Origin of the sequence: Salinigranum halophilum, assembly GCF_007004735.1 — an archaeon.
In the GTDB taxonomy this organism is placed as follows: Archaea; Halobacteriota; Halobacteria; order Halobacteriales; family Haloferacaceae; genus Salinigranum; species Salinigranum halophilum.
In genome coordinates this window covers 490,208-503,856 of sequence record NZ_SSNL01000006.1, presented here as the reverse complement: position 1 = coordinate 503,856, position 13,649 = coordinate 490,208, and the positions used below count along the sequence as shown (strand labels likewise).

The window sequence follows — 13,649 nt, the reverse complement described above, 5'->3', positions numbered from 1 at the left end:
TCGTAACCATTCCGTACGTGCTGTTCGCTGGCTGGATGTGGTCTTCCTCCTACGGACCCTCGTCCCGTCGAGTCTATTCCCGTAGCGACTCTTCGAGCGTTCCCCCAGTAGCGGCCTAGGAGATGCAGAGGCCGAAGTGGGCAATGGGATTCACTGTGGAGCTCCGATCCGTAAAGATCAGAATAGTAGCCCAACGGAGAGCCTCAGTGATGTATCGTTTATACATGGGAATCTGCGGCTAGTATTTGCCCGTTGTCGACGTTACTACATGCATGGCCACGATCCTTACTGTGTTCGGAACCGGCGAGGGACAGACCGCGAAGATAGCCGACAGCATCACGGAGGAATTCAGAGCCAGTGGCCACGAGGCAACGACGGTGAACGTCGCGGAGATCGATCCTGAACTCGATCTCGACGAGTTCGACGCCGTCTTGATCGGCGCGTCGGTCCACTACGGGAGACAACAGAAGTCGGTCAGGAGGTGGGTCAAAGCGAACCGCGAGGTACTGGTGAGAACGCCGAACGGGTTCTTCCAAGTCTCTGGTGCGTCCGGGGCGAAAAACGACGAGGGACTCGCGGAGGCGACGGGATATCTCGACAAGTTTATCGACGCCACGAACTGGCAGCCCGACAGAATCGCCCTCTTTGGCGGCGCGCTCCGCTTCTCAGAGTACGGCTTTCTCAAGCGGGCGCTGCTGAAATTCATCGTGAGGAACCAGGAATTTGAGACGGACGAGTCGGGAGACGCCGAGCTCACCGACTGGGAATCGGTCGTGTCGTTCGCCGGCGAGTTCGCCGTGTTCGTCGAGGAGCGACTTGGCGAAGCGGTCGAAGCAGACTGAGGACCGACCGACAGCAACCGACCGGTTGACGTTCACGAACTGACACCAGGCGACCACTACTGCGGCCGAGACCAACTGAATAGAGAGCGGCCAGAAGTGAGACAGCTCCTGGGCCGACGAACCCAGTATCGGCTCAGTAGATGAGTCATAGAGAGCAAGCATCACCCGATTACGGTTTAGTTCAAGCCGCTACGCATGAATTAACTGTTCAGTCTGCGTACATAGTAATTATTCTCCAACCGTTCTTCTACGCGCTGTATCTCCGGCATTAGGGCCTCCTTCTCGATTTTTTCCAGGGCTTTGCCTGACTCTAGTGCGGCGGTGGCGACTTCAATTTGCCCTGGAGATTATTCGGCGGTCGTAACACCTGCTCCGTCGCCACACGCCCGACAGCCACGCTCAGGCTGGCACCCGCATTCTGAGGAACGTGTCGAGCAGTTCCACGAGGCTCTCGGACTGGTCCTCCGGGACCAACGCGTACGCATCCGCGACCCGCTCGAGCTGCGCGTTCGGGAACTCGGTGACCAGTCGCTCGGCGTCCGCGACGGGGAAAATGGGGTCGTCGGTCCCCCAGACGACGAGGACGGGCCGCTCGAAATCGGGGAACGACGCGGCCGCCTCGTTGGTGTAGCGCGGTTCGACGCCGAGCAACGCCCTCCGGAGGTCACGCCGCACCCCCGGCTCACGGGTAAGCGCGTCGACGTAGCCCGCGAGGACGCTGTCCTCGACGGGGTGTTTCGTCAGCAGGCGGAAGGCGAGTCGTCGGACCGATGCCGACCGGAGCGACCGGGCGAACAGGCCGAGGAAACCCGGTACCCGTGCGCCGATGGTGAACGGCTTGGCCGCCAGCGGCGGGAAGTTGTCGTACGCATCGCAGTTCACCAGCACCAGCCGCTCGACCCGTTCGGGGTGTCGAGCGAGGAACACCTGACAGATCGCGCCGCCGGTGTCGTTGCCCACGAGCGTCACCCGGTCGACTTCGAGGGCGCCGAGGAACGCCGCGAGCAGGTCGGCCAGCCCCGCGGGCGTGAGGTCGGCGTCCGCGTCCATCGGCAGTCGGTGGCCCCCGAGTGGGAGCGTCGGGACGAGACAGCGGTGGGACTCGGCGAGCGGCCCGGCCACGTTCCGCCACAGATCGCCGTTCACGAACGCGCCGTGGACGAACAGGACTGGGTCCCCGCTCCCGATGTCCACGTACTCAAGAGTGCCTCCGGGCAGGTCGACGCGCGACCGTTCGTTCACCGCGCCTGGCCAGGCCGTCCCGTCTGTCTCCGGTCGTGTCATACCGGGAGGAGGCGTCGTACGGGCCTCAAGACACCGGCCGGGAAATTCCGAGCCGCTCGGAATCGGCTCGCGATGGTAGGACTGATGTACCGGTGACGTGACGGGATGGTATGGACGGGTCGGATCTCACTGAGTTGCTGGGCCTCCGGCACGAAATCCTTCGGGCGGTCGTCGACAAGCCACGCCCACGTCACGAACTCGTCGACGCGCTCTCGGACTCGAAGTCGACGGTCTACAAGGGCCTCACACAGTTGGCGGAGGCAGGGCTAGTCGAACGAACCGACCGGGGGTTCACCCCGACGCTGTTCGGCGTGGCTGCGCTCTCGCGGTTCGAGTCACTTGCGGATACGGCCGGCTACGGAGACCTGCTCGCGGACCTGCCGGGGGACGCAGTGGACCCGGCGGCGCTCGTGGGCGCGACAGTCGTCCGGCCCGACGACTCCGACGCCGAGCGGCACCTCGAAGCCGTCTGGGACCTGCTCGCGGGCGCCGACCGGGTCCGTGGCATCGCACCCGTCGTCTCGCCGGGCTATGTCGATCGGTTCCGGGCGATACTCGACGCCGGACTGGACGCCGAACTTGTGTTACCGGCGGGCGTTGTTGAGACGCTCCGCCGGGACCACGCCGATGCGCTCGCGGACGTGGTCGAGCGTGCGGCCCTCTACGAGACGGGCGACCCCATCCCGTTCGGCGTCATCGTCACTGACGGCTCGCCGGCACGGATGGCCATCGAACTCCGCGAGGGGGCGCTCATCACCGGCCTGATAACGAACGAGACGCCGGCCGCGTCGGCGTGGGCGCGGGCGACGGTCGACCGATACCGCGAGGGCGCGACCCCAGTAGAAGTGTAGACACGACTCACTCGACAAGTACGCTCTCACCGGCCCGCACCTTCTCATCACGCTCACGCGGCTGTCGGGGGGCGAGCGGTAGCCGTCGGGGTCGACGTGCGTCAGTTGTCAGCGTAGCGGTCCGCGGAAATCCTACATCGACACCCTCTGGTAAGCGATTCAACAGCTTACCGAGGCACTGACAGAACCCTCGCTGATCGGGGGTTCCACGCTGCGGATATGATTTCGGCACTCGAAGTCTAGGAGCTCAACTACGTAATTCTGGCAGTGAACACCGTTCAAATTCGTGTATCAATGATTTTCACTAACTACCTTCCGAGATACGCACCCTGTACTGATTACTCCAACCACCCGCAATTGGGAGACAACTGCCTGCGAGATATGCGCCCTGTACTCAGCACAACCTCAGAAACCTCCACAGCCACTGTCAGAATCGTCACACAACACGCAGAGGGTGAATCCAGTACACCACCGTTCAGTGAGATGTATCAGAGCGGCGTTCTTCGGCCCCGTCCGTGGAGGGTCGTGGATACTGGTGGTGGGGCTTCAGTCCGAAACCCTGAGCAACCACGGCGAGAACGGGGAACAGGACACGCTGGACAGCCCGTGGTGGCTGCTCGGGGACGACCACAGCCGGGTATGTCCGGATCAGGAGTACTGTCTGGAGGAGGCCAGTGACGCCCGACAACTCACCAATCTCGTGGACGGCGGCAAACCGTGCGGTCAGAAACTCTCGCCACTGCCCGGGGGGCGACACGGTGCGCCTGAACCGGGCTGATTCTGCCTCAGCATACGAAACGTGTGGGGTCCGCGGAGGAATCACGACCTCCTCACCCACTTCGATCCGCTGTACATCTCCATCGGTTTCAACGACGAGTAGACCCTCCGTCACCTCGAATCGTTCCTCAGTGTGGGGGTGATAGTGTACCGGCGGCGGCTCGAGATTTCCCGGCCTCACCTCATCCCAGACCAACCGCTCGTTATTCGAGGCGCTCTCGTCGAACATGATCCGCTCACCGGTCTCTGGGTTGACAATCTCCGTTGGCAGATTCATACGACCTGTTACGACGTGAGTAGTGTTAACTATTCACTGGCGATGTCGAACAGGTGGCACAGAGCATCGAAAGGAAAGGCTGGCCTGAGCACACCTCGCCTGCATCGGGCGAGGGTGCCCAGCGGCAACCGCACGATCCGAGACTTGGGCGGTCAGGATCGTTCGACGTCGGCCGCGGATGGATTTGACCCATACAGTGCAGGCACCCAGCCCTGCCCGTCGATGGCTGGGCGGTCGTAGTTGGGATCCTGCTGTCGGTCCGGCAACTCGGTCGGCCCGGGCATGATGTCCTCGTACTCGATCTGTGAGAGGAGGTGACTGATACAGTTGAGCCGGGCGTGTTTCTTGATATCGGCGTTGATCACGTGCCACGGCGAGTTACTCGTATCCGTGTAGGTGAACATCGCGTCTTTCGCCCGCGAATACTCGACCCACCGCTCTCGGGCTTCGAGGTCGACCGGGCTGAGCTTCCAGCGACGTTTCGGGTCATTACTGCGCTTCTGGAAGCGCCGTTCCTGTTCCTCATCGCTGACCGAGAACCAGTACTTGATGAGGATGATCCCCGAGCGCATGAGCATCCGCTCGAACTCGGGGGCCGACCGAAGGAACTCTTGGTACTCCTCGTCGGTACAGAAGTCCATCACACGCTCGACGGTCGCACGGTTGTACCAACTCCGGTCGAACAGCACCATCTCACCGGCCGCCGGGAGGCGTTCGACGTACCGCTGGAAGTACCACTGACTCTGCTCGCGTTCGGTGGGTTTGCCGAGCGCGACGACTTTCACCACCCGGGAACTCGTCCGGCGAGTAATTCGGTGGATCGTTCCGCCTTTGCCGGCCGCGTCTCGACCATCGAAGAGCACGACGACTCGGAGTCCCTGCTCTTTGACCCACATCTGGAGCCTGACGAGTTCTTCCTGGAGCCGCTCGAGCTCCCGCTCGTAGTGCTTGTTCTTGATCTTGCCACTTTTCTTGTAGAGGTCCTCCTCGTCGACGGTGGTCAGCACGGACTCCTCGGCCGGTAACACCGGGTGCTCGGTCATTGGAGCCACCGCTGCTCGTCTCTGACAATAGTTATTGATGCGTACATACAGAACTGTCAATGACAACGTACATAATTCTCTCCCCCACGCAACTGTTGGCCTTCCCCAAGCGTGCGGTGTCCAAGTGGACGCTTGAGTACCACATCGGTCTGCCGTAGACGGCAAACCGTCGATATCGAGGGAGGTGACGTGGGCCGAGCAGGATGACGTGTGCGAAGGCGCGGCTAATTCTCGCTATCGTGTGCGTGAACTCTCCTCCCGTCAGCACATGGTGCGTTTCGGAGCAGATGGGGGATACCCGTTCTGCGATGCGACACCACTCCCGGTGGCTATGCGTGCGACACTGACCCTATGACCTACTCGCGCGGTGTATGCAGCACGGTCGCATGATTATCCATTGAAGCTGCTGATTTTTCTACCAACCAGTCACTCACCTGCCAACGGCTATTCTGGCACGAAATGTGTCGAGAAGATAGGATTTCAACAGAGCCGTTCAAACCGAAACGAGACGCCGAATGCCGACCCGGAGACGTTCTGCGCTACGGGTAGTCGTCGATTCGAACCCGTCACAGGTTAACCAACACAGCACCGTATTTTCTCGTATTGTTGGTTAAGCATGGGGTAGCAAGCAGTTTATCCGCGCCTGAGCGGCCGAGGCGCGTAATGGCGCGCCACCGTGATTCACATGCCCGATACAGACGCATTCGACGATACAGCGGCCGACCACGAACAGTTTGAAGCGGAACTCATCGCACAGGATCGAGATGCCGCCCGCAGCGCAGTCGCGGACATTGACGAGCAGCTCGCGCATGCGCTGGTCAGTGCCCTCGTCGACGACGACGTCGTGATTCCCATCCCAAACGAACGGATGCTCGTTCACGAACCGAGCGGCGAAGCATTCGACTCGATGCTCCAACTGGCGGTCTTCCATCGAGGGTGGACCGCCGCTCACGGCGACCAAACAGATGACTGATGTGGTAACCCCTCAATGGATGGGGATACTACGGACACAAAAAGCGTCTCGGCGGAGGTCGACCACCATCCAGGCAATAAGAAACCCAGCATCAGGCCCAACGAGCAGCGGTCAGATATGGAGGAAAAGTGAGGTGGACGAAAGGTTCTGATACCGATATAAAATCGGCGTCCTCTCACCGTCAGAGTTCTCAGTCGGGGAGTCGACGCACTGCCGTCTACCATCGATTCGAGCGGCATCGTCTACGGCGTCAGAACGTTCGACGACGCGATATACAGCGAGTTACTGAATCCACTGGCGTTCGACCCGCGCGAACACCAAGGGGCGACCGTCTACATGCTCGCCCACGTGCTCAGAGTGGTAGTGCCTGAACTGCCCACCCGTTCGCCAACCAGAGAGCACCTAGTTCACGGCCTTGGTGTCGAGTCGGACCTGGTGGTTGTGGCCCACTATCTCGCGATTGTCCCCCGAGTAGACGATCTTCGAGCCCTCAGTGTCCGCGACCGTGTGGAACAAACTTCCGACGGCGAGCCTTACATCCCAATATCCACCAACAGAGACAGAGGCGTCGGTAACGCTCGCCCTGACATTTAAGTATGAAACCGAGGCCAACCAGGCTCGATGAATCGACGAACGTTCCTGAGTACCGCTGCGCTACTGGGCGCCACTGGATGTACCGGCCTCAACTCGGACAATGATAGCTCACTTCCTGCAAATCAGATGACCGAAACCGCCATCGGAGCAACTGGGCAGTCAGGTTCACAGCCGTTGCCACATCCTGAACCTGACGCACCCGAATGGAAGGCAAGGTTCGTCGAGTATGACTCCGACTTCGAGGAAGACACAGTCGGAATCCAGATTGAGTCTATTAGCCAAGCGAACGCGCTTCGACTCGAAGAGGGAACCGTTGTCGGAGCCAGAACCGGCTACAAGTGGCTCCTGATCAAGATTCGAACGACGAACCGTACCGACTCGTTGGCACCACGCCCAAAACCGTCCTCGTTTACGCTTGGGAGTCCCTGGGGGGATGAGGTGTACATCGTCGGCGAGCATGATAACGACTCCCCGGTGGTGGAATTTCCCTGGCCTGGTGACGTGTATCGAACTCCCCCACCTGCCAAGCCGGGTGAGTCACTGACTGGCTGGCTCGTGTTTATGATCGGGGAAAACAAATCGAGGGAGTGGCTCTACTATCGAGATAGTCGATCCGAGGGGAAGATCGCTGTCTGGGAGTTCCAGCTCGACCAGGACAGCCTCCCAAAATTCCATGTCCACGATATCGAACCGGCCGCGAGCAACGGCAACGGAGAAACCGTTGCGCTTCAGATCACGGTCGAAAACCTCGGTTACACCCCCGCGTTACTCCACAAGCGATACACGATTTCAGTGGGTCAGAACCGGCTTTCGGACAAGGGGGATCTCGTTGAGGAGTTCGAGCCTGGTGAAACCAAGACGATTACCGAAGAGGTTTGGGTGAAATCAGGTGAGGAGTTCACGTTCCACCTCGAATCAGTCACAGCAGAACAGTTGACCGCGCCACCGACCAGCAGACAGTTCGGTGATTCATTCATTACCCGATCAGGTGCCGCAGTGACTGTTTCGAGCCCAACCCTCACGGACTCGGTCGTTCTCAGTGGCGGGGAGGCAGATTCCCGTCGAGATTCCACAGTGGATGAGACGTTCGCCGTCTTCGAGATCTCGGTACGGAACCCGACTCAGCAATCAGTTGCTGAAATCGAACACAACTGGTTTCAGGTCCAGGTCGGTGAGTTCGAGTCGAAACCACGGTATTTCGATGCGACCGGGTTGTCAAAGCCTATCGAGGGCGAGTATTACAATAGCCGTCGATTCAATAGGCTCTGGGCAGACGAGGAACAGTCAGGGGTTGTTCACTGTTCTGTGCCAGCAGAGACAAGCCTCGAAAACCTGACCGTCCGGGCCTCGTTCCCGATGAGACCGTTCGCTAATGAGCGCTGTAAATGGTCAACAACCCCCTGAACGCTTGCGAACGGCTTCAAGTGAGTCTCGAGATATCGCTACCGTCCATGCAGGCGTGGCACTTCGAGGTGGTCTGTAGAACGAATTGGTGAGCAGAACGGGTCAAACACCATCGAGTGCTCTCAGAGCCGTTCGATAGTAAACTCTACTCGAACACGATTGTTTTCGGAGAGTTCTATCGAATACGTTAGCGAATCATCAGTACTGGATAGTATTTCAAACAGTTCGATAAACACCTCATCGCGTCCGATGAAATCATCGCTACCGCCATCATAATCAGTGAGTTCGACACTGAGGCGGAGTCCAGACGTTGGTGACGGTAAGCCCTCTGGTACTGGGAACTCGAATATGGTACCTAACGAGAGGGTGTATGGGTTTTCTTCAGTTAGCAAGATCATCTCAGAGGCACCTGCGGGCACACGCCAGAGGACGATTTCTGAACTGGTCGATGGTTCTTGGGTCGCCTCGACGACTTCGGTAGCCTGTGGAGTACTCGTACTGTCTGTCGGAGACTCGGTCGACGTTGGAGGTTCCTCGGACCCGACGAACGTCCCCCCAACCGCCTCGGCGGTTATGAGACCGTATAATTCGAGACCATACCCCCGATTTAAGAATCCGTCATAGGTATCGATGCCAGTAAGCGTGACATCTCGAAGTAAGACACGCTGACCGTGACAGACTTGTCGAGTGTATTCAGTACGCATTTGCACTTCTGCGATTGAAAAATCACTCAAGTAGGTCAATTGATACGAAAGCGGAAATGCTGGGCTTGTGGCGGAGTATTCGGCCCCTTCAGAGAGATACGTGTTAATGCCTTCAACTCCGTTCCTGATTGTTTCGGTTGCTGCTGATCCTGAGTCCGCCCAACGCCCTCACACGGAGCGTCATTTCCCGTATGACTTCCTCATGTCCACCGCCAGCTGACGCACGACCGAGACCAAGCAACGCTGCATTGAGCGCGGCCTTGGTACGCTCTTCTGAAGCATCAGATTCGGCAGAAAAGAGGAGTAACCGTCCATAGGTCACACTTGATACGATCGCGTCCTGCCGCGACGGGTTGCGACCGTCTGCAAAGAACGCGTTCGGGATATCGACATCAACGGTGAAATAATTCTGTCTGAAAACCACGACCACCTTGGATCTCTCTCCCTCTTTTTCGGCTTCAAAATCGAATCCAAAGTCGTAAACGAAACCATCGAAGTGAGCTCCGATATCGACGTGTCCTTGACGCCAATCGTACACCGAGTGCATGTCGTAGGTCACATCGGCTCTCGTGGCCGTCCCACCGATTACTGTTCGTAATAGGTCGTTTACCGCGTCTCGAACTGCAGACAGCGAGGGGGACGAGACGACACGCACTGCGGAGCCTTCAAACTGCGTTGCTGGGAGCGAGATAGAGATTCGAATCGGAGCCCGGTCACCTATCACCGGTTGCATCTGGCCCTTCCAAACCGAGTCGAGCCTTACTAGTGCCCCAGGATAGATTCGTGAGGATTCAGGAACTAATGTCAATGTCCGTGCTGACTTCCGAACAGCCTGTTTCGTTTCCTGTGTACAGGCATCAGACTGCCGTGTTTGAAGCGTAACAGGAGTTGACAGTTGCAAACCATCCAGAGCCGCGATCCGTCTCGAACGCCCGATTATTGGTGGTTCCACCGATTCAAGCGCGACGTCAGGAGCACCCTTCGCTGTGGCTGTAGGCTGGTCACCAATTGGGCTGATCCGAAATTCGATGCCCTCTCGAGTCCCCGCAACTGTCTCTCCGGGACCGACCTTTCCACACCCGTCTTCGAAGTCTTCAGGCACTACGTCGTTGGAAGTCACCGGCGTCTCCGTAATCGGCGTTGGACTCGTGGGGGGTGGTTGAGGTGAGAATCTCGTGTCAGCGAATTCGTCTATTGGTAATCGGTTGCAACCGGCAAGTCCAGCCAGTGCCGTGCCTGCAGACCCGAGAAGAAGTGTTCGACGAGAAATCACTCGAGCCCTGCGATTGTCTCGCTGAACGTTCCCACTTTGACTTGCGCGCAACCGACTCTCGTTTTCCGGTCCTTCGGCAGTACTATCATATTCAATCATGTAATATTGGGAATACAATGCCATCGCGTATAAAACCAGTCTAAATATTGTCACGAATGGGTAATACTGATTACAGATATCGTCTGGGAAGAATGAAATGTCTACAGATAGACCGTCTATCAGCACATGAGGGTGGTCCGGAATGCATGTGCGGCTTGCAAGATCTTGGCGAGCATGTGGTGCGTGAAGTCGTGTTGCAGCAGTCTTTGACCAGCCCGTTCAAACAGTGTTCCTCACCGATGTGCAAGCCATGTGCATGCACCGGAATCGTTATCGGGCTGTGTGCAGAACTTGCACATAGAATGAGCGCGAGTGACAAGCCCCGACGAGTCCACTTCCAGTCCCCGGAGTACCTCGTCGACCGACTCGACGCGATTGCAGCACTCTTCGACAAGGACCGGACGGACCTCCTCGTCGAAGCGATCCGCGAGTACATCGAAGAGACTGCCGACAGCGAAACGTTCCAAGAACTGGTGGCAACGAAATACTACGACGACCAGGTTGAGTTCGAGACGGTCAAGCAGTTGGTCGGCGCTGAAACCGCCCAACGACTCCGCCTACTCAAGGCAGATCTGGAGGGCGAGCCACTCGATCTCGCTGCACCCACTGACGTCGATATCTACGGCGACAACGCGACGACGGTCGAGACTGGTGACGGCGACGAGAGATGAGCAGGCCGCGACTGCGGACAGTCGTCGCCGACACAAGTGCGCTGGTCAGTCTCGCCGTCCCACGAGCCGACGCAGCCTACGACACTGACACGGCTCCGGATCCCTTCCAGTATCTCCTCACCTCGTGTGACGTGTTCGTGCCGCCAGAAGTCGTTGCAGAGCTCCGTGACATCACGCAGTACCAAGACATCCACTCCGCAGCTGCGAACAACGTCCTCGCCGCTCGCAACCACTACACAGTCGAGGACCCGTACGAACGCGACGATACGCCGGACGCCCGGCCAATGTTCGGCCTCGACGACGGCGAAACCGATGGCATCATTCTCGCGAACGCGCTCGAAGTCGATGGGTTTCTGACTGACGAGTTCGGTGGGACGAACTTCCCACTGATTCACGCCGTGCTGCAGGGCCCGCGGATCGTCCCGACGCCGCGGCTCATCGTAGATTACGCTCGGAACGGCCACATGAGCCACGGGGAAGCGAGAACGCTGATCACGACGATCAGCCCGCATCGGAGTTGGGAGAACAGCCCCTACGTCACGCAATTGCTCCAACGCCTCGACGCGTAACCGCTCTCCAAGTGGCGACGCAGAACACCCAGCGCCGGTGACGACTCCTGTAAGCCCTCGGCCGTTCACGGGCGGCGTCGCCGCCCGTTAGCTCCTGAAGACTCGCATCGGTCGTCTTCCGTGCTCCCGCTCACGGGAACCCCGCTAGGCTCCTTGTGTCTGCGGTGCCTTCAGGCGGAGCCTGAGGACTAGCGAGAGCTTCGCTCTCGCGTCGCTTGCGGGGCCGGGGGACGTTCACGGCGCTTCGCGCCGTGTGCTCGGGAGACGTTGTCTCCCGGTGACCGAGACGGCCTCGCCCTTTCTGAGTCCGCCAAGATGTCAGCTGTGTCACTGAGCGTCGAGAGTCCTATAGTTCTGGAGGTGACGCTGCGAGGGGTGTGTTTGTCTGTCTTCGGAGGTGCGGAAGACATACAACAGCGTACCCTAGCAACGATGAATGATGAAACGACTCTCACGGGACGTAAACGGCTTCGAATTCGTCTTCGCGAGTCCCGACGAACGACCGAACCAAGAGAACTGGTTTGATCCTCCTCTTCCAAACTCTACCTCCACTTAGTTCTACTCTCCACCGACTCGATAGTATAGCGAATGGCGATATATATTGTCTTGCGAAGGGAGAGAGGTTGATTCTTGGTTCCTCGTCAACGCCAGGCCATTCATAACATTCGAGATTCAATGATTCACTGATTCACTGATCGACGTCTCGTTTTGCTAGTTCACGAATCTTCTCTTTCGTTTCCTCTCGATACTCGCCGAATGCTACCTCGAAGACGCCGCGGTAGAAATGTTTGTTCTTCTCCAGCGTGACGTCCTCGCGTTTCAACTGCTTCTTCAAACGAGTAAATGTGATCTCGATGTCCTCGCTCTGTTCTGGTTCTACGTATATCGTGGCTGAATCCCAATCTTCGCGGATGTTTAGTGGTTCGTCGTCTGTTTCTTCTATCTCACTGCTCGATGGATCTGTGTCGACCGTGGAAGCGGACCGCTGTTGTTCTGAGTGCGATTCGGTGTCTGATCCAGTTTCACGATCCTCGGCTTCCGCTGACGTCTCCGTGGTCTCATCGTCTCCACTCTCATCTGACGGATCTTCGAACCGCTCATCCATTCCACGGGGCATACTTACGCCTCCACCTGCGTCTTGTCGAACGCGCGTTCCATCGTCTCTGCAATCTCAAGGAAGACACCACGCTCAACCTGTTGGTCGTTCGTATCCTCCCATTCGAAGATGTCGCGTCCGTTGTCCCATGCGCGTTGAATCGCCACTCGCATCGGGAGTTTGAAAATTGGAGCCATGGACGCGAAGGACTCATCGAAGGCGTTGAGGAACTTCTGGGATTGACCGTCATCTCGGTACATGTTCGCTAAGAGCCCGACAATTGCAATCTCGATCTGCTGGTTGTCTTCTATCGATTCCAGCTGGTCCCACAGGTCGTCCAACGCATCTCGTGATGTTGCCTGGGTCTGTGCAGCCAAGAAGACGTTCTGGGCCGCGATGAACGCTGCGTCGGTCAGGACTGAAAGGTCGGGAGGGCAGTCGATCAGAATGAAATCGTAGTCGTATCCCTCGTCGACCATCTCTTCGAGAGCGAGTTTCAGCGAGAGCCGAGCGCTCGCATCGTCCATCCAGTCTCGCGCGAGGCCCATATCCTTGTGACTGGGAATCAAATCGAAGTTCAGGTGGTCGTACTCCTCGGCCTCGATCACAATCTCTGAAAGTCTGGTATCGTGCGTGCGCGGATTGTCGACGAGGACGTCAAGGAGGTTCGCGTCATCAGTGGCGAGCGTGTTTGGGAGGTCGTTCTTCGGACTCGATGGGTCGTTGTTGTCGCCTGGACCCAGTCCGAGTCCCTTCGTCATGTCGGCCTGGGGGTCGATATCGATCGCAAGGACATCGTGGCCGCGCGTCGCCAGCGCGCCCGCGCTGTTGATCGTCGCTGTCGTCTTGCCGGTCCCACCTTTCTGATTCCCGAAGGCGATGGTCGGGATGCCAGTCGATGAGATGACGCCCCACCCACGCGGTGTATCGGTCATGCACGAATCATTGAATCACTGATTCATAAACTTACGTCAGACAATTTGCTGTGCCATCTTCAAACCAATTCTATCGAAAACCGCATTTTGACGGGTTAGGAGCCTGAATACGGGCACATAATCGATATCATTGAATCATAGACTCAGGGAATCACAGATTGTATATCAATGATTCAGTGACTCACTGAGTTAGTACTTAGTTACTCACTCATCCGAGATACGAACGTTCTCGTTCCAGAGTCCTTGATTCACTGCGT

At 58.1% G+C, this 13,649-nt stretch carries 14 protein-coding genes and 1 pseudogene; 6 read left to right on the top strand and 9 right to left on the bottom strand.

Going from position 1 to position 13,649, the window contains the following annotated elements; genetic code table 11:
- The first annotated feature begins 272 nt into the window (after positions 1–272).
- Positions 273–842: a flavodoxin domain-containing protein gene (locus E6N53_RS17550; protein ID WP_142860781.1), complete on the top strand. Its 570-nt coding sequence runs from the start codon at positions 273–275 to the stop codon at positions 840–842.
- A 399-nt stretch (positions 843–1,241) separates the two neighbouring features.
- Here E6N53_RS17550 and E6N53_RS17545 read toward each other — a convergent pair whose 3' ends face one another.
- Positions 1,242–2,126, bottom strand: a complete 885-nt coding sequence (locus E6N53_RS17545; protein ID WP_142860780.1) for an alpha/beta fold hydrolase — start codon at positions 2,124–2,126, stop codon at positions 1,242–1,244.
- Positions 2,127–2,236: 110 nt separating this feature from the next.
- On the opposite strand from E6N53_RS17545, the gene E6N53_RS17540 reads away from it, so the two are divergent.
- Positions 2,237–2,977, top strand: coding sequence for a helix-turn-helix transcriptional regulator (locus E6N53_RS17540; RefSeq protein ID WP_136591306.1), 741 nt, complete (start codon positions 2,237–2,239; stop codon positions 2,975–2,977).
- A 475-nt stretch (positions 2,978–3,452) separates the two neighbouring features.
- On the opposite strand, the gene E6N53_RS17535 is transcribed toward E6N53_RS17540, so the two are convergent.
- Positions 3,453–4,031 carry a cupin domain-containing protein gene (locus E6N53_RS17535; protein ID WP_142860779.1) on the bottom strand — a complete coding sequence of 193 codons (579 nt, stop codon included), beginning with the start codon at positions 4,029–4,031 and terminating at the stop codon, positions 3,453–3,455.
- 152 nt (positions 4,032–4,183) lie between these two features.
- Positions 4,184–5,074: a polyphosphate kinase 2 gene (gene ppk2, locus E6N53_RS17530; protein WP_142860778.1), complete on the bottom strand. Its 891-nt coding sequence runs from the start codon at positions 5,072–5,074 to the stop codon at positions 4,184–4,186.
- A 685-nt stretch (positions 5,075–5,759) separates the two neighbouring features.
- Here ppk2 and E6N53_RS21140 point away from each other — a divergent pair.
- Positions 5,760–6,047 (top strand): DUF8069 family protein, encoded by a 288-nt coding sequence (locus tag E6N53_RS21140; protein ID WP_201741184.1) that lies wholly within the window; start codon positions 5,760–5,762, stop codon positions 6,045–6,047.
- A 402-nt stretch (positions 6,048–6,449) separates the two neighbouring features.
- Here E6N53_RS21140 and E6N53_RS21780 read toward each other — a convergent pair whose 3' ends face one another.
- Entirely contained in the window at positions 6,450–6,563 is a 114-nt protein-coding gene (locus tag E6N53_RS21780; protein WP_449421039.1) for a DUF7845 domain-containing protein, read from the bottom strand.
- Between the two features lie 105 nt (positions 6,564–6,668).
- Between E6N53_RS21780 and E6N53_RS17520 the strand changes: the two genes are divergently transcribed.
- Positions 6,669–8,045 (top strand): hypothetical protein, encoded by a 1,377-nt coding sequence (locus tag E6N53_RS17520; RefSeq protein WP_142860777.1) that lies wholly within the window; start codon positions 6,669–6,671, stop codon positions 8,043–8,045.
- Between the two features lie 122 nt (positions 8,046–8,167).
- On the opposite strand, the gene E6N53_RS21340 is transcribed toward E6N53_RS17520, so the two are convergent.
- The 3 genes and pseudogenes from E6N53_RS21340 to E6N53_RS21495 all read right to left on the bottom strand — a co-directional run bounded on the left by E6N53_RS21340 (position 8,168) and on the right by E6N53_RS21495 (position 10,121).
- Entirely contained in the window at positions 8,168–8,464 is a 297-nt protein-coding gene (locus tag E6N53_RS21340; RefSeq protein ID WP_236642401.1) for a C2 domain-containing protein, read from the bottom strand.
- A 327-nt stretch (positions 8,465–8,791) separates the two neighbouring features.
- A pseudogene (locus tag E6N53_RS21705) lies at positions 8,792–8,857 on the bottom strand (hypothetical protein); the annotation flags it as partial.
- A gap of 4 nt (positions 8,858–8,861) precedes the next feature.
- Entirely contained in the window at positions 8,862–10,121 is a 1,260-nt protein-coding gene (locus E6N53_RS21495) for a thiol-activated cytolysin family protein (RefSeq protein WP_269090106.1), read from the bottom strand.
- A gap of 302 nt (positions 10,122–10,423) precedes the next feature.
- On the opposite strand from E6N53_RS21495, the gene E6N53_RS17505 reads away from it, so the two are divergent.
- Both E6N53_RS17505 and E6N53_RS17500 read left to right on the top strand, forming a co-directional pair.
- The gene (locus tag E6N53_RS17505) at positions 10,424–10,792 is read left to right on the top strand and encodes a ribbon-helix-helix domain-containing protein (RefSeq protein ID WP_142860775.1); all 369 of its coding nucleotides are present in this window, start codon (positions 10,424–10,426) and stop codon (positions 10,790–10,792) included.
- Entirely contained in the window at positions 10,789–11,361 is a 573-nt protein-coding gene (locus E6N53_RS17500) for a hypothetical protein (protein ID WP_142860774.1), read from the top strand. The genes E6N53_RS17505 and E6N53_RS17500 overlap by 4 nt, the downstream gene beginning before the upstream one ends.
- 688 nt (positions 11,362–12,049) lie before the next feature.
- Here E6N53_RS17500 and E6N53_RS17495 read toward each other — a convergent pair.
- Both E6N53_RS17495 and E6N53_RS17490 read right to left on the bottom strand, forming a co-directional pair.
- A complete protein-coding gene (locus E6N53_RS17495) occupies positions 12,050–12,466 on the bottom strand; it encodes a DUF8160 family protein (protein WP_201741198.1) in 417 nt (138 codons plus the stop codon).
- 14 nt (positions 12,467–12,480) lie between these two features.
- Positions 12,481–13,392, bottom strand: coding sequence for a ParA family protein (locus E6N53_RS17490; RefSeq protein ID WP_142860772.1), 912 nt, complete (start codon positions 13,390–13,392; stop codon positions 12,481–12,483).
- Between the last annotated feature and the right edge of the window lie 257 nt (positions 13,393–13,649).